Origin of the sequence: Kutzneria viridogrisea DSM 43870, from assembly GCF_000525635.1 — a bacterium.
Lineage (GTDB): Bacteria > Actinomycetota > Actinomycetes > Mycobacteriales > Pseudonocardiaceae > Kutzneria > Kutzneria viridogrisea.
Genome location: NZ_CP007155.1, coordinates 4,745,285 through 4,762,928, shown reverse-complemented (window position 1 = coordinate 4,762,928; position 17,644 = coordinate 4,745,285). Strand labels below are relative to the sequence as shown.

The 17,644-nt window shown below is 68.1% G+C and carries 13 protein-coding genes; 9 read left to right on the top strand and 4 right to left on the bottom strand.

What is annotated here, in order from left to right; translation table 11 throughout:
* Positions 1-6 precede the first annotated feature (6 nt).
* The 6 genes from KALB_RS47650 (at position 7) to KALB_RS20830 (ending at position 6,740) form a co-directional block, all read left to right on the top strand.
* The gene (locus KALB_RS47650; RefSeq protein ID WP_158510781.1) at positions 7-774 is read left to right on the top strand and encodes a hypothetical protein; all 768 of its coding nucleotides are present in this window, start codon (positions 7-9) and stop codon (positions 772-774) included.
* Positions 775-995: 221 nt separating this feature from the next.
* Complete coding sequence (locus tag KALB_RS20845; protein ID WP_025357652.1) at positions 996-2,873, top strand: DUF2075 domain-containing protein; 1,878 nt, start codon at positions 996-998, stop codon at positions 2,871-2,873.
* Between the two features lie 14 nt (positions 2,874-2,887).
* Positions 2,888-3,517 carry a GIY-YIG nuclease family protein gene (locus tag KALB_RS20840; RefSeq protein ID WP_025357651.1) on the top strand — a complete coding sequence of 210 codons (630 nt, stop codon included), beginning with the start codon at positions 2,888-2,890 and terminating at the stop codon, positions 3,515-3,517.
* Positions 3,518-3,776: 259 nt separating this feature from the next.
* On the top strand, positions 3,777-4,640 hold the full coding sequence (locus tag KALB_RS45495) for a toll/interleukin-1 receptor domain-containing protein (RefSeq protein WP_081789431.1): 864 nt from the start codon (positions 3,777-3,779) through the stop codon (positions 4,638-4,640).
* Between the two features lie 596 nt (positions 4,641-5,236).
* The gene (locus tag KALB_RS20835; RefSeq protein WP_148309552.1) at positions 5,237-5,716 is read left to right on the top strand and encodes a S1 domain-containing protein; all 480 of its coding nucleotides are present in this window, start codon (positions 5,237-5,239) and stop codon (positions 5,714-5,716) included.
* A complete protein-coding gene (locus tag KALB_RS20830; protein WP_030111078.1) occupies positions 5,709-6,740 on the top strand; it encodes a tyrosine-type recombinase/integrase in 1,032 nt (343 codons plus the stop codon). The genes KALB_RS20835 and KALB_RS20830 overlap by 8 nt, the downstream gene beginning before the upstream one ends.
* A 917-nt stretch (positions 6,741-7,657) precedes the next feature.
* On the opposite strand, the gene KALB_RS44060 is transcribed toward KALB_RS20830, so the two are convergent.
* The 3 genes from KALB_RS44060 to KALB_RS20810 all read right to left on the bottom strand — a co-directional run bounded on the left by KALB_RS44060 (position 7,658) and on the right by KALB_RS20810 (position 9,801).
* Positions 7,658-8,188: a site-specific integrase gene (locus KALB_RS44060; RefSeq protein WP_051913324.1), complete on the bottom strand. Its 531-nt coding sequence runs from the start codon at positions 8,186-8,188 to the stop codon at positions 7,658-7,660.
* Positions 8,189-8,647: 459 nt separating this feature from the next.
* Positions 8,648-8,887 (bottom strand): hypothetical protein, encoded by a 240-nt coding sequence (locus KALB_RS20815; protein ID WP_042220606.1) that lies wholly within the window; start codon positions 8,885-8,887, stop codon positions 8,648-8,650.
* Positions 8,888-9,204: 317 nt separating this feature from the next.
* The gene (locus KALB_RS20810) at positions 9,205-9,801 is read right to left on the bottom strand and encodes a CGNR zinc finger domain-containing protein (protein WP_025357646.1); all 597 of its coding nucleotides are present in this window, start codon (positions 9,799-9,801) and stop codon (positions 9,205-9,207) included.
* A 182-nt stretch (positions 9,802-9,983) separates the two neighbouring features.
* On the opposite strand from KALB_RS20810, the gene KALB_RS20805 reads away from it, so the two are divergent.
* The gene (locus tag KALB_RS20805) at positions 9,984-11,309 is read left to right on the top strand and encodes an MFS transporter (RefSeq protein WP_236650303.1); all 1,326 of its coding nucleotides are present in this window, start codon (positions 9,984-9,986) and stop codon (positions 11,307-11,309) included.
* A gap of 17 nt (positions 11,310-11,326) precedes the next feature.
* Positions 11,327-12,448 (top strand): epoxide hydrolase family protein, encoded by a 1,122-nt coding sequence (locus KALB_RS20800; protein WP_025357644.1) that lies wholly within the window; start codon positions 11,327-11,329, stop codon positions 12,446-12,448.
* Between the two features lie 253 nt (positions 12,449-12,701).
* Here KALB_RS20800 and KALB_RS20795 read toward each other — a convergent pair whose 3' ends face one another.
* Entirely contained in the window at positions 12,702-15,704 is a 3,003-nt protein-coding gene (locus KALB_RS20795) for a Tn3 family transposase (protein WP_201772018.1), read from the bottom strand.
* Positions 15,705-16,178: 474 nt separating this feature from the next.
* Between KALB_RS20795 and KALB_RS20790 the strand changes: the two genes are divergently transcribed.
* Positions 16,179-16,574 (top strand): hypothetical protein, encoded by a 396-nt coding sequence (locus KALB_RS20790; protein ID WP_025357642.1) that lies wholly within the window; start codon positions 16,179-16,181, stop codon positions 16,572-16,574.
* Positions 16,575-17,644 lie beyond the last annotated feature (1,070 nt).

Genomic DNA, 17,644 nt, shown 5'->3' with positions numbered 1-17,644 from the left:
GCCGGCTTGTCGGTGGTGGTTACTACGCTGCCGGACCTGGCGGATCCTCAGCTCGTGCTACAGCCCCGCGGCACGGCGGCGTACAACGGCCCAGCGAACTTCGTCCTGTCCGTGGAACAAGGGATTCGGCTGGACGAGTACGCCAACGCATTGGGCTCGGATCTCGCCGACCCGAGGCGGGTGTTCCCGGAGGGAGTGGCTCGGCTGTGGGGCTCGACCCCACCGGCTTTCCCGAACAACACGAAGGCCATCGCCCTGCGCGACCGCAGTTCCCTCGGCCACCTCTTCCTGGACAAGCTCTTCCAGCTCAACATCCCCGTGCCGGTGCTTGGCGAGGAGCCCCGGCAGAACTTCCTCGCTGGTCTGCTGGGGGTGTCGCCGGGCGAGGACGACGAGAAGGAGCCGGAGGAGGAAGCCACACCGGAGGCCGAATCGGCAGCGGACGACTTGGGTGGAATCGCGCCCGAGGCCGTACGGTTGGCCGCCGTCGAGGCGGAGAAGTACTCCCAGCACATGCTGAGCAAGTTCTCCCACCTGCTGCACGGCAACCCGCGTGGCATCAAGCTGTTCACCAACACATACAGCGTGCTCCGCATGCTGCGCAGGCTGGAAGGCAGTCCAGTCCCCCAGAGACGTTGGCGCTGTGGGCGGTGCTCAAGGCCCGCTGGCCCGCGGTCACGGACGTGCTGCAGAACAAGCCTGAGGCGATTGAGGGGATCATCGAGCCGCTGTGGTGTGCCGACCACTTCCCGCACGACCTGCACAAGGCGGTGAAGGACAAACAACTCCGTGCGGTAGTCCGCAACCCCGTCGGTGGCCCGCTCACCCCGGCGCTGATCCGGCAGTGCTGCGGCACCGCTGCCGCAACGTGACCTCTCCCACCGAGCCGCCACTAGAAACCTTGATCGCCCTGATAACGTTCTACCCCGCTTTGCAGTACGCCTGGCTCCCACCATCGGCGGAGGGCAGCCACCCAGCTGTAAGGAGTTCTCATCATGTCGTTATTGCGGAAGTCCGCGCAGGCCGTGCTTGAGATGAGCGGCGCCGGCACCCTAGCCGGTCATCTGGCGGACCAGTTCTTCCGCACCTACGGGCACCGGCCCAACCCCGGCGAGCGCGGCGCGTGGAAGGCCAGCCTGCCGATGTTGGCCCAGGACCTAATCGATGCCGGGCTCGGCGCGGTCGAGATGTTCGTCGAGTACCCGCTGCCGCTGTCCAGCCTGCGCGCCGACGTCGTCTTGGCCGGCACGCACCCCCGGACCGGTGCGAGCTCTTACGTGGTCGTCGAGCTCAAGCAGTGGACCTCGGCCACGGCCCTGGACGACGCCCCCGACCTGTGCACGGTGCCGGGAATACCCAACCGGGTCCTGCTCAACCCGATCGCCCAGGTCCGCCGGTACTGCGACTACCTGGTCGACTTCACCCGAGTGTTGGCCGACCGGCCCGACGCGGTGGCCGGGATCGCCTACCTGCACAACGCCGTCGACAGCCAGGTCGCCTCCCTGTTCGACCTGCCCGCCGACCAGCACGGTGAGCTGTTCACCCAGACCAGCCGCAGCGACCTGCTGGCCCGGCTGAAGTCGCTGCTCGACCCGGCCAGCGGGGCCGCAGCCGGCGACCTGCTGACAACCAGCCTGATCGCGCCGAGCCGGCAGTTGATGGCCGTCGCCGCCGAGGAGATCACCAAGCGGCAGGCGTTCGTGCTGCTCGACGAGCAGCAGATCGCCTACCGACTGGTACTGCGGGCCGTGACCCGGGCACAGCAGGCCGATCACAAGGAAGTCATCGTGATCACCGGTGGGCCGGGCTCGGGCAAGAGCGTGATCGCGCTCAGCGTGCTGGGTGAGCTCTACCGCCGCAAGGTCCCCGCGCTGCACGCCACCGGGTCGAAGTCGTTCACCACCACGCTGCGCAAGGTCGCTGGCAAGGGCATCACCCGGGTACAGAAGCTGTTCCAGTACTTCAACAGCTTCGCCCGCGCCGACCGCAACGGGCTGCCCGTGCTGATCTGCGACGAGGCGCACCGCATCCGCGAGACCTCCAACAACCGCTACACCCCCGCCGCCAAGCGCAGCGACAAACCCCAGGTCGTGGAGTTGCTCGACGCGGCCCGGGTGCCGGTGTTCCTGCTCGACGAGCACCAGGTGGTGCGCCCGGGCGAGTTGGGCACCGTCGCCGAGATCGAAGCCGCAGCGGAGGCCAAGGAACTCAAAGTGCTCCGGGTGGACCTCAACGGCCAGTTCCGCTGTGGCGGCAGCCGCAAGTACGAGCAGTGGGTGCTGCGACTGCTCGGCCTGATCGAGGGCGGCCCCGTCGCCTGGGACGGAGAGGACCGGTTCACCCTCCGGGTCGCCAGCAGCCCCGCCGACCTGGAGCACCAGCTGGCAACCGAGTCCGATCGCGGCTACGGAGCAAGGATGACGGCGGGGTTCTGCTGGCCGTGGAGCGACGCGACCCCAGGCAGCGAACTACCCGCCGACATCGTCATCGGTGACTGGCGCCGGCCCTGGAACGTCAAGGGAGACCGCAGCGTAGATGGCGCCCCGCCTTCCCAGCTGTGGGCGACCGACCCCGCTGGCTTCGGCCAGGTTGGCTGCATCTACACGGCTCAGGGCTTCGAGTACGACTGGAACGGCGTGATCCTCGGCCCTGACCTGGTCTGGCGCAACGACCGCTGGGAAGCCAACGCCAAGGCCAGCGAGGACACCGTCGTCGCCCGCGCCGAGCCGGCCGACTACTTCCGCCTCATCCGGCATACCTACAAGGTCCTACTCACCCGCGGCATGGTCGGCACCGTCCTGCACTCCACCGACGCAGAGACCCAGCGGTTCCTGAGTAGCCTCGTGCCCGCTTCGGCTCAGCACGACGCGTAAGGTCAGGTAGCCGCATGAGCGACTTCGGAGAAAAGCGGGACGACGCCGATTACGTTAAGGCTGTCGACGAGCTGTTGAATCCGGTACGGGTGTACTCGCGCGACGAGGTGGCGGTGCGGGACTCTGTCGTTCCCTCTCGCCCTGGTGTCTACGCCTGGTACTTCGATCAGGCCCTACCAGGGGTGCTGACCGAGGGCTGCCGCGTGGGAGATGCCGGCACGCTGCTCTACGTGGGAATCGCGCCGAAAGCACCACCGGCGAACGGCAAGCCGCCGAGCCGCCAGCACCTCCGCCAGCGCATCAGGTACCACTTCAGGGGCAACGCTTTTGGCTCAACACTACGGCTGTCCCTTGGCTGCCACCTAACCGAGCAACTGGACATCGAGCTTCGTCGGGTTGGGAGGAGCGGCACCCGGCTCACCTTCACGAAACTGGGAGAGGATATGCTTTCCGAGTGGATGGCGGCCCATGCGCGCGTGGCTTTCACCGTCCACGACGAGCCGTGGAAATTGGAGCACGCGCTCATCAGCAAGGAAATATTTCCCTTGAACATCAGTCACAACATACGCAGCCCGTACTACGCAACGCTCAGAGCACTTCGTGCGGAGCACAAACGTCGGGCACGCGCACTGCCGGTCGCCTAGCCTGCTCGCGACAGACGGGAGGATCGAGATTTTAGAAACGACTGGGCGAGAATTAGTCCAGAGCAACAGGGCGACTGAGTTATCGGAGGGCATGACATCTACCACCCCCGCGAAGCGCCGACCAGTGTGATAATCACAACTGCCCACCGACTTTTGATGCCACATATTCACGAATCAACCGCAAATAAAGCTCGTCAAATCCTACTAGACAATTATCGTCAACGTCTCACTCATAAACTGACCTAAGTCGGAGGTGCATATGAGCTTCAAGTACGATCTGTTCATCTCTCATGCCTATGAAGACAAGGGAGAATTTGTTCGCCCACTCGTAACTCGACTCAATCGGTTTCATGTGAGCGTTTGGTACGACGAACATTCTTTGCAAGTTGGCGATAGCCTGTCTGGGAGTATTGATCGAGGTCTTCGTGAATCCAAATTTGGACTGCTAGTTATAACGAAGAGTTTCCTCAAGAAAGCATGGCCGGAGTATGAATACCGCTCTCTGCTAACGCGGGAAGTGGGCAAAGAGAAGGTCGTCCTACCGATTTGGCATGGCGTTTCACGAGATGACGTGTTGGAGTATAGCGCATGGCTTGCCGACAAGGTTGCGCTTGTAACAAGCGACAAGGACTCAAACGAGATTGCAGCCGAGATCCTTGCTGTCGTCAAGCCGGAAATATATCAAACCCTTCGCCGGGTCCAGTTGGCCACGGAGTATCGCAGGTCTCTACCGACAGTTGAAGTCCCCCTTAACGAACTTGCAAGAAATCCGTCCTTTTTTCATGACCATCTGCCTAAGGTAGATGCGTGGCGAGTTCGCCTTACTCATGAGGCGCTCAAGGAAGTATTCCCTGAGACGCTCGAAGGTGCCATCAATGAGATTCGCCGAGACAAAGAGTATGAGAATGAAGTTCACCTGTGGGAGCGAATAGCTGCCGTCTACCTATACATAAAGGGAAAGTATAGTCTCAATCTTCAGGAGTGTAATGCCCTATTTCTTGAGCTACTGGATGCATCACTGGGAACTAGCTCCAAAAAGAAGCATCGGGACGCTGCAAGATTTCCATGGCTCACGGAAGCGGCTGCTGAGTTCAATCGTCAACTTCCACATGAGGTCGAATAGGCCAACTTTGGTCAGCGAAGGAAAATTCGCTCAATGGTCACCTGGCAGGTAAAGTTCTGTCGACTCGCAGTCGGCTTCGACATGCCAGCCGAACCACAGCGATGCCCATGTGAGTTGAGACGGTCGTTGCGACCGACAACTCTGCTCGGCTGCGGAGCATCGGACCGTGCTGACAGGTTGGGGTGAGCCGGGCACGAGTGACCTGCGTGACTGGCTGTTTCCAAGGAAGATTCAGCCACCGCCATCGTGCCCAGGCCTCTCTTCAGCCAATGGGGGCGTGCGAAGATCGTCCCCCGACCAACAGCAGCCGTGTGTCGCGTAGGCACGGTTGGCGCACTGCGGCGCTCAATGCGGGTACGGCGCAGCGGGACAGCTGGAGCAGGCTGGACCGGCAACTCTATTGACTGACGTCGTGCAGTTGGAGGCGTGTGGTTAGTGTGCACGCCCCCCTCGGACACACAGACACGCATTTTTACCCCACTCCACAGCATCACTGGTCACTGTGGTGTCGCCGCACTCACGGTCACGCGGGCACAGCGTTCCGTGCCCATCCCGAGCACGCAGCCCGGCGAACCACCCCTCGGACGGTGGTCGCTGTGAGTGACCGGATTGTGCCCGGCGTCCACCTTCCCACCAGCGGTATTGACGCGGCCTCCGCATTTCCCTCAGCCGGTACTTCCCTGCCGGTGGCGGACATTCCCGTCGATAGCGATCCGCCCCCGATGGCATCGCTGTATTCCATCGCCAAGGTGGATGACTCCGGACGCGTCGCCGACCTGGTCCTGGCGTCCGCGCTGTCCTGGAAACCCGGCGAACCACTCGACATCACCGTTGTCGGCGAGGCCGTGGTCATCCGTTCCGCGCCCGACGGGCTCTACTGCCATACCCGCAAGGCGTACCTCACGCTTCCCTCACGGATGCGGCAGCGGTGCCAGATCCAGCCCGGCGACACCGTGGTGCTCACCGCGATCCCCGACCGGAAACTGATGATCGTCACCAGCGTCCGCCTGGTACACGACGCGCTCACCGATCACTTCCAGGCGATCCTCGACCGGTGGAGCGTGGGCCATGGCTAATACCCCTGCCCCGGCGCAGATCCAGGCGGCCAAGCAATTGCTGGCCAGCATGGGAATCACGCCCGAGGACCTCGCCGCCACCACCGTCACCTCGACCGCGCCGACGTTCGCCGAGTACGTGCCCGTGGTGGCCGGTGCGGTCAGCAGCGGCGCCCTGCGTACCTATGGCTCGTACTGGAATCGGGTCGTCGAGCGGTGGGGGCCGCGGCGGATCGACGAACCCACCCCGACCGAGATCAAACAGTTCGCCGAATGGGTCAAGGCCAACACCGTCCGCCGCCGCAACGCGCATGGGGGCCTGGGTGCGGTGGAGAACTTCATCGGCGCGATGCGGTGCCTATACCGGCACGCGGGCAACGACGGGCTCATTCCCGAGTCGTTCAACCCGGCGCTGAAAGTGCCCAAGCCCCGGCGGGCGGAATCCCTGCGCCGGGCGATCACCGACACCCGCCTGGACGAAATCAACGAGACGGTGTCCACGACCGGGGACGACCCTGCCCTGGACGCCCTCATCGTCCGCCTGCACACCGAGACGGCCTGCCGCCGGGGCGGTGCCCTGGGACTGCAGCCCCGCGATCTGGATCAGGACGACTGCCTGGTCTATCTGCGGGAGAAGGGCGAGAAGAGCCGCTGGCAGCCGGTGTCACCCACGCTGATGAATGCGCTGCTCGACCATGTCAGCAACCGGGGAACCGGGGACCGCGACGAGCAACTGCTGCGCTATCGCAGTGGTGAGCCGATCACCCGGCGCCGCTACGACTACATCTGGACCCGGCTGGGCGAGTGCCTGCCGTGGGTGGCCACGCAACAGGTCAGTGCGCACTGGCTGCGGCACACCACGCTGACCTGGGTCGAGCGCAACTTCGGCTTCGCCGTCGCGCAGGCGTTCGCCGGGCACGCCAAGGACCGCGACGCGGCCACCACCTCGATCTACACCCGCGCATCCATCCACGAGATCGCCGCGTCCGTCGCGGCGCTGACCAACGAGCCACACCCGCTGGCGCCCTCCGACGCGACCACATGAGCATGGTGGGTCCACGGATGCTGTCCCGCGGACCCACCACCCCCGAAGCCACACCGGCACACCGGGCGCCACCGCGATGCTCGCCGACGCCTGGATGCGACCCGCGCCGAGCTGAGCGTGGCTCGGCCGCCACCTCGCAGGTGAAGAGAGCGACCCCACCGGGTGCTGTGAACACTGGACGGGAACCCCGCCGTGATCACCGATTCTGCCACCGCCCCCACAGCATCCGAGACCGTCTCCGACGACACGACCCCCGGAATGCAGGCGTCCTCGACGCCCGAGGCCGACACCGCGCGCTCTGGCCGCGGGCGTGGGGACAGCGGCGACAGCGGCCAGCGCTCGGGCCAATGCGTCGATCCCAACTGGGTCATCGAGCGGGACCGGGTGGGCAGTGGCGATCCAGAGGTAGTCCGGCACCGCGTGGACCACATCCACTCCGTTCACGCCTGTCCACACGGTGCAGTCGGTGAGCTGGAAGTCCGGTCAGCGCACCGGATGTCGATGGCCCGGCCGGCCCCGAACATCACCGTGGCGGGCTCACGGGCCGGTGTGATGTGGCGTGACCGCCTCAGGCGCAGGGCATGGGCGCGCTCCGCCAGAAGGCACAACTGCCCGCATGGCCGTCGCAGCACCGGCGCGGACAGGGAGGTGCCGTCGGTGACACACAGGGTCGGGACATCACGGTCACCGAGCCCGCGCCCGGCCCAGCGCAGAGCGCCGTCACCGATGACCAGCTCGGTGCGGTACACCGGTTCGACGGTGACGGCCAACGTGGCGGGTGTGGTTACGGCACTGGAGCTGGGCTTGTCGGGCACGACCGGGGGTAGCCGTAGCATCCGCCGAAAATCGGGCGGATTTGCCTGACCTGCGGTGATGGCTACGGGAAAGGACCGGTGCGGAAGTAGGCGACGGCCCGATCAACTCGTCGCCATGCGGGCGGCGAGTTCATCCGCGCTGGGGGTCCGGGTACCGCGTTGAGCGTCGATCTCGTCCAGGCGGCGGTGGGTGCCTTCCTTGGAGGGCTTGAGGTATCGCTGTAACGTACGGCGGTCCTCGTGGCCGGAGAGGTTCATCAGGTCGGACTCGGTGGCGCCGTCCTCGCCAGCGTGGGTGAGCCGGGAGTGCCGCAAATCGTGCAGGTCCCAGCCTCCGGTGGCCGTACCGAGGTGGCGCTCGGCGGTGCGGTAGCTCATCCGGCGTCGCCGGGTGGCCGGGTCGAACTCGCCGTCCAGCGAGGTGCCGTCTTCGGCCGCGCGGCGGGTCGACAAGAATAGCGGGCCGCTGCGTCGGCGGCCGAGCTGTCGGGCGGTGCGCACGTCGTAGAGCAGGTCGTCGTCCTTACCGCCCTTGCGGACGGTGCGGGCGCGGCGGTTGGCCCGGTCCAGTTTGTCGACGTCCAGGTGGAGTACTTCGTCGGCGCGGCCGCGGTGGCGTAGAGCATCGCCCACAGTGTCCGGTCGGCCAGCGGGTGGCGCTTGTCCGCGATGAGGCGGTCGATCTGGTCGCGGCCGCGCACGCGCACATCGGTCGGCTTGGGCTGATGTTCCCGATTGAGCCCGGCCAGCACGGTAGCCGCGTCGGGCGCCCAGTCCTGTCCGGCGAAGTAGTCCAGCGCGGAGCCGACCGCGGCCCGGCGAGCGTTGAACGTCGAGGGCGCCGCGTCACCCCAGGCGGTGCGGATGTTCGTGTGGAGTTGTTCGAGGCCGGGCCCGGCCAGTTGGCTGAGGTCGGCGATGCCGGCGAACGCGGTCGGCAGGGCCGAGGTGTAGGCGCGCACGGTCTGCGGCGAGGTGACCCGGCCGGACCGGCCACGCCGACCGGCCAGATGCCGCAGGAACGACGCCAGCCCCTCGGCCGTCGGGACGCCAGTCGGCGACGCCGGTTCACGGTTGGGGGAGACTGGTCGATCACTGCGCATGGGTGACGTACGAGTCGGTTGCTTCGCTGGCCTCACCGAGGATGGTCACGCGCACGGCTGTGCCGGGCTCGATGCCGTAGTCGACGGCACGGACCAGGAACCCGCAAGTGCTCACCACGTCGAGGGCGTCGACGACGTCGGTGTGGCGGCCGATCTCGCGCCAGTCGCCATTGTCGATGGCCCGTACGCTGACCGTGACGGTGCCGGGCTCGAACACTTCGACGTCCACCGGACCCTCCAATGTCAGATAACACGCGGGAAGGGGTGCCGCCGCGGGGGACGTCGCCCCAGGAACGATCGGCCTGATTGTCAGATAACACGCAATTATCTGACAACTGGCGATCGGTGGTGTTCGGGGGTTGTGCACAGCCAGGTTGAGGCAGCCACACCGCGCCGGCACGACCCCGTCGGGCACCGGCCGGGACCTGGCGGGCGCCGCTGGTGTGGAATGCGCGCAGGATCTCCACCGCGCTGAGTAGCTCGGCGGCCGCGGTGCCGCTGGCGAACGTCATCGGAGTTGCCCCTGAGAGGGTCATGTTCCGACGCTCAGCTGTTGCTGTGCCGACTCCGGTAGGCCGCGACGCTGGCGCGGTGCGCGCAGGTTCGGGTGCAGTACTGCTTTGAGCCGTTGCGTGAGAGGTCCACGTAGGTGGCCCGGCACTGGGGCCCGGCACATACGCCGAGACGAGTCGGACCGAGCGTGGCGATCACGCAAGCCAGCGCGCTGAGCGTGGTCGCGGCCAGGTGTGCCGCGCAGCGGTCGGTGTCGGCGGTGACCTCGGTCCACCAGCGGTCGTGATCGTGGCGCAGCACCGGAGTGGCGCGACTGCGGCGCAGACCGTCGTTGATCAGGGCCGCAGCTGCGACCGCGTCGGTGCTCGCTCGTTCGAGCACACCGCGCACCGTTTCGCGCAGTGCGCGAACCTCCGTCAGGTCGGCGCGGGTGAGACGCCGCGAGGGACCGGTCCCCCGGTCCGTGGCCGAGCTCGACGGCTCGCCCGGTCCGGCAGGCGGATGGTCGGCGAAGAAGTCCTGGAGCTGTTCCACGGTCTCCAGCGCGTCCTCGCCCTTGATCGGCCTCCAGGTGTTGGCGAGATCGACGGCCGCCTCCACCGCCGATGAGATGTAACACGCATCTAGCATTTGACGTGCCTCCTCACCATTCGTACGGTGACACCCATATTGGCTTTCACATGTCACAACATACCTGGGTGGAGACGACGATGCCGCAGACGATCCGGTCGGGAGGGCCCCTCAGCGGGGGATCTACCCACGGCCCGGACGGGCGTCGGCTGGGACTGGTCCTGGGGATGCTGGTGCTGCCGATGTACGTCGCATTGGGGGCTCCGTCGGTGGCGCTGCCGGCGATCGGCCGTGCGCTCGGAGTGCCGTTCGGGGCCACGGCATGGATCCTCGCCGCATGGTCGCTGACCTCGGCGCTGGCGATGCCGGTCGCGGGTCGGCTGCTGGCGCGGTGGAGCCCCTTCCGGGTCCTCGTCGTCGGGGTCGTAGCACTCACCGCGGGCTCCGCGCTCGCGGCGGCAGGCCCGACGTTGCCGGTCGTGATCATCGGTCGACTGATCGGTGGTGCCGGGGCGGGTGCGACCGTGATCGCCGTCTTCGCTGCGGCCACCGCCCTTCCCGGGCAGCACCGGCTGCGCGCGTTGGGAACGGTCGCAGCCGCCAGCGCGACGGCGTCGGCGTGCGGCACCCTGGTGGGCGGGGCGGTCACCGCGTGGCTGGGGTGGCGTGCCGTGCTCGCGATCCCGGTCCTCGCGCTGCCCCTCCTGCTGGCCGCGTCGGCAGACCGGCGCACGTTCACGCGGATCGGTGGCGGTGACCGCGACGGTGCGGCCGGGCGACTCGACGTCGTCGGCGCGGCCGTGCTGTCGGTACTCGCCGGGTCGCTGATCACGGTGTTGCAGGCGCACTCGGTCGGCCTGCCCGCTCCGGTCACGCTTGCCGTGGCTGCCGCCGGGGTGCTCGCCACGGTGGGACTGTGGTGGCGCGTGCGGCGCAGGCCCGACGGGTTCGTGCCTCGGCGGGTGATCGCGGCCCGCGGCGTCCCGGCGGCCGGGCTCGTCGGTGGGGCGGTCTTCGCCGGCTACTACGGGGTGCTGTTCCTCGCCCCGTCCCTGATCGAGCAGGCCACGGGCGGTGACGCCCTCGAAGCCGGCGCGCTGCTGGTCCCGGCCGCCGCCTGCTCAGTGCTGGCAGGGCGGCTGGCCGGCACCGTGACCGCACGGTTCACCGCGTGGCAGGTGTCGGCCGGGCTTGCGGCACTCACCGCCGTCGGCGTGCTCGTGGTCGGGGTGTTCAACGGGCCGATCCCGGTCGTCGTCGGCGTGGCGCTGACCGTGTGCGGGTTCGCCGGCGCCCAGGCCGTGCTGGTGGGCCTCGCACCGGAACTGGTCACCGCACACGATCGCGACACCGCACAGGGCCTGCTCACCTTCATGGTCAATCTGGGTGGCGGGATCGGTCCGGCCGCTGTCGCGGGCCTGTCCGGCATCGTGTCGGTGCCGGTAGCCCTCGCCGTGCTGGCGGTACTTCCCCTGGCCGGACTCGTCCTTGGCGTGACCCGACGCCCCGGCGCCCGATATCCAGCGGAACCCCACGACGCCGTCGACTTTCAGCCCGGCAAGTCCTGACAGAAAGTGAGCCAGCTGTGGCCCCCGAGCCCTTTGAGGTCAGCATCACCGAAGCCGAGATCGCGGATCTGCGTGACCGGTTGCGACGGACGCGGTGGCCCGAGCCCGAGACAGTGGACGACTGGTCGCAGGGGGTACCGCTGGCTTATGCGCAGGAGCTGTGCCGTAGCTGGGCCGAGGACTACGACTTCGGGTTCGCCGAGCGGTTGAACGTCTTCCCGCAGTACCGCGACACCGTCGACGGGCTGGGCATCCACTTCCTGCACGTCCGCTCGCCGGAGCCGAACGCGTTCCCGCTGGTGCTCACGCACGGCTGGCCGGGTTCGGTGCTCGAGTTCCTGGAGGTCCTCGGCCCGTTGACCGACCCGCGCGCGCACGGCGGGGACCCGGCGGACGCGTTCCACGTGGTCGCGCCGTCGTTGCCCGGGTACGGCTGGAGTGACAAGCCGACGACGACTGGGTGGGGTGTCACGCGCATCGCACGCGCCTGGGACACGCTGATGGTGTCGCTGGGTTACCAGCGCTACGGCGCACAGGGCGGGGACTGGGGTTCTGCGGTGTCCGGCGCGCTGGGCGAGGTGGCGCCCGAGCGGGTCGCCGGCGTGCACCTGAACCTGGGCTCTGTGACGCTGGGCAACTTCGACGACCCGACGCCCGCTGAACGGGCGAGCCTCGAGGCCCAGAAGGAGTTCCAGCGCACCGGCCGGGGATACTCGGCGCAGCAGGCCACGCGGCCGCAGACGCTCGGCTACGGCCTCACCGACTCCCCGGCGGGTCAAGCCGCGTGGATCGCCGAGAAGTACTGGGCCTGGACCGACAACAACGGCCACGCCGAGGACGCGGTGTCTCGGCAGCAGATCCTCGACGAGATCTCGGTCTACTGGTTCACCGCGTCGGCCACGTCGTCGGCGCGCCTGTACTGGGAGAGCTTCACCAACTTCCGGGACAAGGTCACCGCGCCGTCGGGGCTGTCGATCTACCCACGGGACATCACCCGCCCCTCTCGGCGGGAGGCCGAGCTGCGGTTCACCGACCTGCGCTGGTTCGAGGAACTGCCGCGAGGTGGTCACTTCGCCGCGCTGGAGCAGCCGGAGTCGCTGGTCGAGCAGGTGCGCGGGTTCTTCCGCCTCTTCCGCTGACCAGTCATCGACCAGTAGTCGCAGACAGTGGCCGGTTACGACGCAACGTTCCGCACCGAACGTCAGAGCTATTCACTGAACAGCGGACCTCGCATTCCGCTGGCCGAACAGACCCGCGAAGTGGTGTTAGCGGCGGCGTTGGAGCACCTGCCCCGGCGCGTCGAGGAGGTCAGGGCCTGCGCCGGCGACCGGGATGACTTTCGTGCCGTAGGTGGAATGCCGGCCGCTGACAACGCCCCATCGAGGTGTCGGCTCAGAACAGGGTGTCGCGTACGCGCAGCGGCCGGTACCCGGTCGGGCCGAGCTGAGCCAGTTCGCCCTCGATGTCGACCTCGATCGCGCCGAAGAAGTTGATGTCCTCGCTGTGCGCGGGCGAGATGTGCGCCAGGACCTCGTTGTCGATGCGGCGCCCGGCCGAGCGCATCGAGTCCACCGCGAGCCCGTAGTACTCGGTCGTCCAGGCCACGACGGCGTTGGTGACCAGGGTCAGGCACCATGCCTGTTCGGTCTGGGCTTCCAGGTGCCGGGCGCGGACCGCGCCCTCGTGGGCATAGAGCAGGTCCCGCTTGAGCGCGTGCAGGGACTCGCCCTTGTTGAGCTGGCGGGAGATCTTGCGACGATAGGCCGGATCGGCCAGATATCGGGCGGCGTAGATAGTTCTGCGGATCGCGCCGTACTCCCTGAGCGCGGCCGCGCGCGCGTTCTGGCGGCTCGACGCCGAGAGCTTGCCGACCAGCAGAGACGCGGTGGCGTGCCCGAACTTCAGCGACCCGGCCAGCCGGAGCAGATCGTCGTAGTGCGCGGCGATCAAGCCCATGTTCGCGCGGCGGGTCAGCAGCGGACCGGCGAGTGGGAAGGCTGACTCGGCCTCGGTCTTCGCGCTTGCCCGGTAGAGGGTGACCTTGCCCAGGTCCCGAATGCGCGGCGAGAGCCGCAATCCCAGCAGGTCGGACAGTCCGAAGTTCACCAGCGTGACGCCGTGCGTGTCGGTCGCGTGCTCGGCGACGGGAATGTCGGTGGCGTTGCCCAGGATCTCGTCCAGGACGTAATGAGCCTCGCGCTTGGTCGCAACGATGATCTTCGTGCCGTAAGTGGTGTGCTGGTCGGTGACGTGCGTGTACGTCGAAAGCCCTTCGTGCGCGAAATACCTGCTCAACGCCCTGGCGGTGACCGACTTGCCGCGCGTGGGGAACCGCTGGCCATCCGAGGAGGACAGCGTGCCGGTGCCGAACACCGGGGTGAGCGGCAACCGGCCGTGGTAGTCGATGATCGCCAGATTCGCCGCGCGCAGCGTCTCCTCGCGCACGTACCACTCGGCGGTCCAGGACAACACGTCGTAGGAGATCCCGCAGGCGTCGGCCATCCTGGTCTGCCCGAGGTTGGTCGACTGCGCAAGCAGCACCGCAATCAGGTTGCGCTTCAACTCGCTGCTGCGGGCTTGCTTGCCGCCGGCGTGGGTGAAGCAGTCCAGGTAGCCGGTGCGTTTGTCCAGCTCGATCAGCAGCGAGACGATCGGCGCGAAGGGCAGCATTTCCGTCAGCTCGGTCTTGAGCGCGACCGCCTCGCCCGGCACGTCCTCGGCCGACAGCGGCGAGATCACCAAGTCGCTGTCCTCGTCGAGCCGGACCGGGCCGTTCTCCCCGGCCAGCGTCTGCTCCAACTCACCCAACGCGGTGTGCAACTCCTCGCCCACCTGGTTCAGTGCCGCATCCGCGTTGACGGGCTTGCCAACCAGGCGGCAGAACTCCACCCGGTGATCTGCCCACTTGCACGGCGTGAGCAGGTACGCGGCAGGGTCGGAGTAGCGGCGCGAGCCCGGCACGAACACGTCGCCGGTGCGCAGCCCGTCGCGCAACGCGAGCAGCACGCACAGCGCCCAGTAGTGCCGGTAGGCGCTGGTGTTGCCGGCCTTGGCCGCGGTGTCGAGGTAGCCGCGCCACTTCGTGGGCACGAACCCGGTCGGCGCGTAGTCGGGGACCTTGCGCGCGCAGGTGGCGTTGAGGTGCCGCAGGATGCGAATCGCCTCCAGCAGTTCGGTCGCGGCGGTGCCGCCCGCGAACTCGACCGCGTCGAGCACCTGCGGGGTGAACTGGCGAAGGTACCCGTAGGAACCATCCAGCGCGGCCAGGTGCCCGTGGTCGCGGGGCAGTGGTGGGAGCGCGGCCGACCGCGCCGCGCGTAAACGTTCCCACCCGATCTTCTCGCCCCGCAGTAGCGCGCCGACGTCCTCGTCTGGGATCGCCGGGTCTGCGACGATGGCCAGTATCGCGTCCAGCAGCTCGTGGCGGGCCTCGCCGGACTTCGCCCGTTCGGCCAGGTAGTCTCGCATCCGGTGCGCGGCCTTGCTCTCCCGTGCCGAGACGGCCTGGTCGAACAGCTGCACGACCTCGTCGAGCACATCGGTGGCGGACTGTGCCAGCAGCGTGAGCAGGATCGGGTAGCGGCGTTGCGGCTCGCGCCGCTGCAACGCCTGCGCCGTCAATCGCCGGCCCACGGTCGCCAGGAAACGGCGCCGCTCCGCGGGCAGCACCGACAGGTCCAGCGTGTGCGCGTCCAGCCCGCGCAGGTACTCCAGCTTGACGACCTCGGCCTTCACCGCGGCCGGGGACGCTTCCACCGGGCCGGTCGCCAACCACCGCAGCCGGGTCATGCCGACCTCGGGATCGTTGACCAGCAACGCGTCCAGTCCCGCGCAGCGCGCTTTGGTGAACTCGTGTTCCAGCCGGTCGTAGGTCTCCCGCCGGGCCTCCTCGCGGGCGTGCGCGACCCGCTCGACCACCGTCACCGGGCCGGGCCGGATCACCCGCGCCGAGGTCAGATACTCGCACGCCAACCGGAACAACAGCAGCGGTGAGTCGTGCTCCAGCGCCCGCGCCAGCAGGAACTCGTCCAGCTCCTTCAACTCCAGCGTCGTCGGCGCACGCCAACCCAGATACTGCGCCACCAAGCGCAGATGCTCGGTCCGGGTCTTCGCCCGGCGTCCATAGGAACGGACCTGCTCCGGATCGAGATGAAGTTGCTCAGCCAGCCGCGCGACGGCGGCACGCGGCGCGGCCGCCATCTCGTCTGGTACGAATCCCAGCCAGGGCAACGTGCACAGGGCCACCGCCAGCCCAGGACGGTCTGCTGGGCCGCGACCTCGGCCGGGGTCGATGAACGCGATGTCCGCCGGGGTCAGAGTGAAGTACCGGAACAGCTCCTCGCGGCCGATCTCGGGGAACTTCCGCAGCGCCTCCAGCTCCTGGTCCGCGAACACCTGCGCGGCCAACAGCCACCTTCCGCCAGAGCGTGAATACCCCCAGCTCAGGAGCCTAGCGAGCCATATCCGCCCGATTTTCGGCGGATGCTACGGCTACCCCGACCGGCTGGCGTGCGGGAGTGGGCGTGAGGTCCAGTGCGCGGTGATCGGGCTCTGACGCGCTGGTGCTGGTTCGATCGCTGATGTCGTGGTGACGCTGGTGCGGGTGTGGCACCGGGGTGATGTTCTGGTCTGACATGGGGTTCTCCGTGATGGATGGTCGGGATCGCGGTGGCCCTGGCAAACCCGCTCGGGGGCGTCTGGGCCGGTGTTCGGTGCGGCCCACTGCGATGCCAGGCGTGTCCCGGTGTGGCGCCTTCGTGAGCACGGCGCCTGTGCGCCGGTCGGAGCGGGTGGCTGCCGGGTGTGGCGTGCTCAACGCACCGTCATCAGGTATCGGCGCTACGTGTGTGGGGGTGTCACAGTGAGGGCGTGGACGCGACGACCTCGGCGGACCCGCTGGAGTTGATCCCGGCCAGGGACTTCCTGCTCGGGGTCAGCAGGCGGCAACTGCTGCGGTTCGGCACCGACCCCGCCACCCGGCTCAACGGCGTCATCGGCCGCTCGTCGGTGGTGCACGCGGTCACCGAGGCCGCCTGGCTGGGCGGAGTGACGGTGCTGGTCCCGGCCTGCCATGTCGGGGTCTCCGGACGGAGGTTGGACTCGCTACGCCCCAGCGACACACCAGTGTCCTGCGGCCGGGCGGCCTGCCGTGCCGCGTCCCGCACCGCCCACCGAGCGGCTCCCCGGTCCGGTTCCGCCGCACAGCACAGAATCGCCGCGGCTGGGTGTGTGCAGCAGCAGCTTCCGCTGGACTTGACGGCCTGACCCACCCGGGGGCGGACCGGTGTGTCGCGCGCACCGTCGGGGTGACGGTATTCCACGGCGTTGGCCGTGTTCGACGCGGCGATGACGCGGGTTGTCGCCCTCGGTCCCTATGACCGCGCACCGGACTCCTCGCGTCCTGTCCCCCGCCGTGACGCGACGGCACTACTGCCCCCGGACGCGGGCGGGTCGGTCAGCGACGCGAGGCGGTGAGCGCTCCGCGTGCCGACGTCCGCTCGCGGCTCGAACCGGTCCGCCCGGCGCCGGTGATCAGGTGTGTGTGCCACGTGGCATGTTGGCCAGCCGCGTACCGACCTAGCCTCGCGGGATGAGGATCATGGTGTGGATGGTGGTGGCAGGCGTGGCCGCCGCGCATGGGTATCCAGCCCTGGCCGCCGCGGGGCTGGCGCTCCTGGCGTGCCTGGCCGGTGCGCGCCGCCTCCACACGCGATCCCGCACACGGCGGGCACCCTCGCCGCCCGGGGCACCACGAACCGAGGGACAACGGCAGAGCCCGCAGTGCCGGCCACGCACGCCCAGGAGACCACCGGTCCAGCCGGTGCTTGCCGTCCTCGATCTTGCGTCGGGTGCCGCGCCGGCGTGGCCGCTCGGCAAGGTCCGGTAGGGCGTGCATCAAGCCGGTCAGGTCGTTCGGTCACGGCGGCGAGCTGGACGGGCTGGATCGGCCCGTAGCTTCCCTGAGGCGTGGCGAGGTGGCGGCGGAGGTAGCTGGGTTTGAGGTGGTTGGCGCCGATGTAACCCCTTCAGCCGGTCGAGCACGTTCTTCACCGTGCGCACCTTCGCCTCGGACAACGCCCGGGGCACCGGCGCGGGCAGCGGCAGCAGGTCGACGCCCCTGGTCGGATCGCCCTGGGACAGGGTCTCGGCGGGGGGCGTGCGCGGCGACCCAGGTGAACAGCGCCAACAGGTGGGCCAGATGGTTGTTCACCGTCGCCGGCGCCATCGTCTGTGCTCGATCCCCCGCGAGACCGCGTACCTCGGTGGTCGCGAGGTGCTCGCGCCACCCGCCGCACCACCCGGGGACCGCCAGACCCACCCGTGGCGGCTGTTGC

Coding starts and splice junctions, on each gene's coding strand:
- KALB_RS20845 (WP_025357652.1), top strand. CDS start 996: ATGTCGTTATTGCGGAAGTCCGCGCAGGCCGTGCTTGAGATGAGCGGC.
- KALB_RS20840 (WP_025357651.1), top strand. CDS start 2,888: ATGAGCGACTTCGGAGAAAAGCGGGACGACGCCGATTACGTTAAGGCT.
- KALB_RS45495 (WP_081789431.1), top strand. CDS start 3,777: ATGAGCTTCAAGTACGATCTGTTCATCTCTCATGCCTATGAAGACAAG.
- KALB_RS20830 (WP_030111078.1), top strand. CDS start 5,709: ATGGCTAATACCCCTGCCCCGGCGCAGATCCAGGCGGCCAAGCAATTG.
- KALB_RS20810 (WP_025357646.1), bottom strand. CDS start 9,801: ATGCTAGATGCGTGTTACATCTCATCGGCGGTGGAGGCGGCCGTCGAT.
- KALB_RS20805 (WP_236650303.1), top strand. CDS start 9,984: ATGTACGTCGCATTGGGGGCTCCGTCGGTGGCGCTGCCGGCGATCGGC.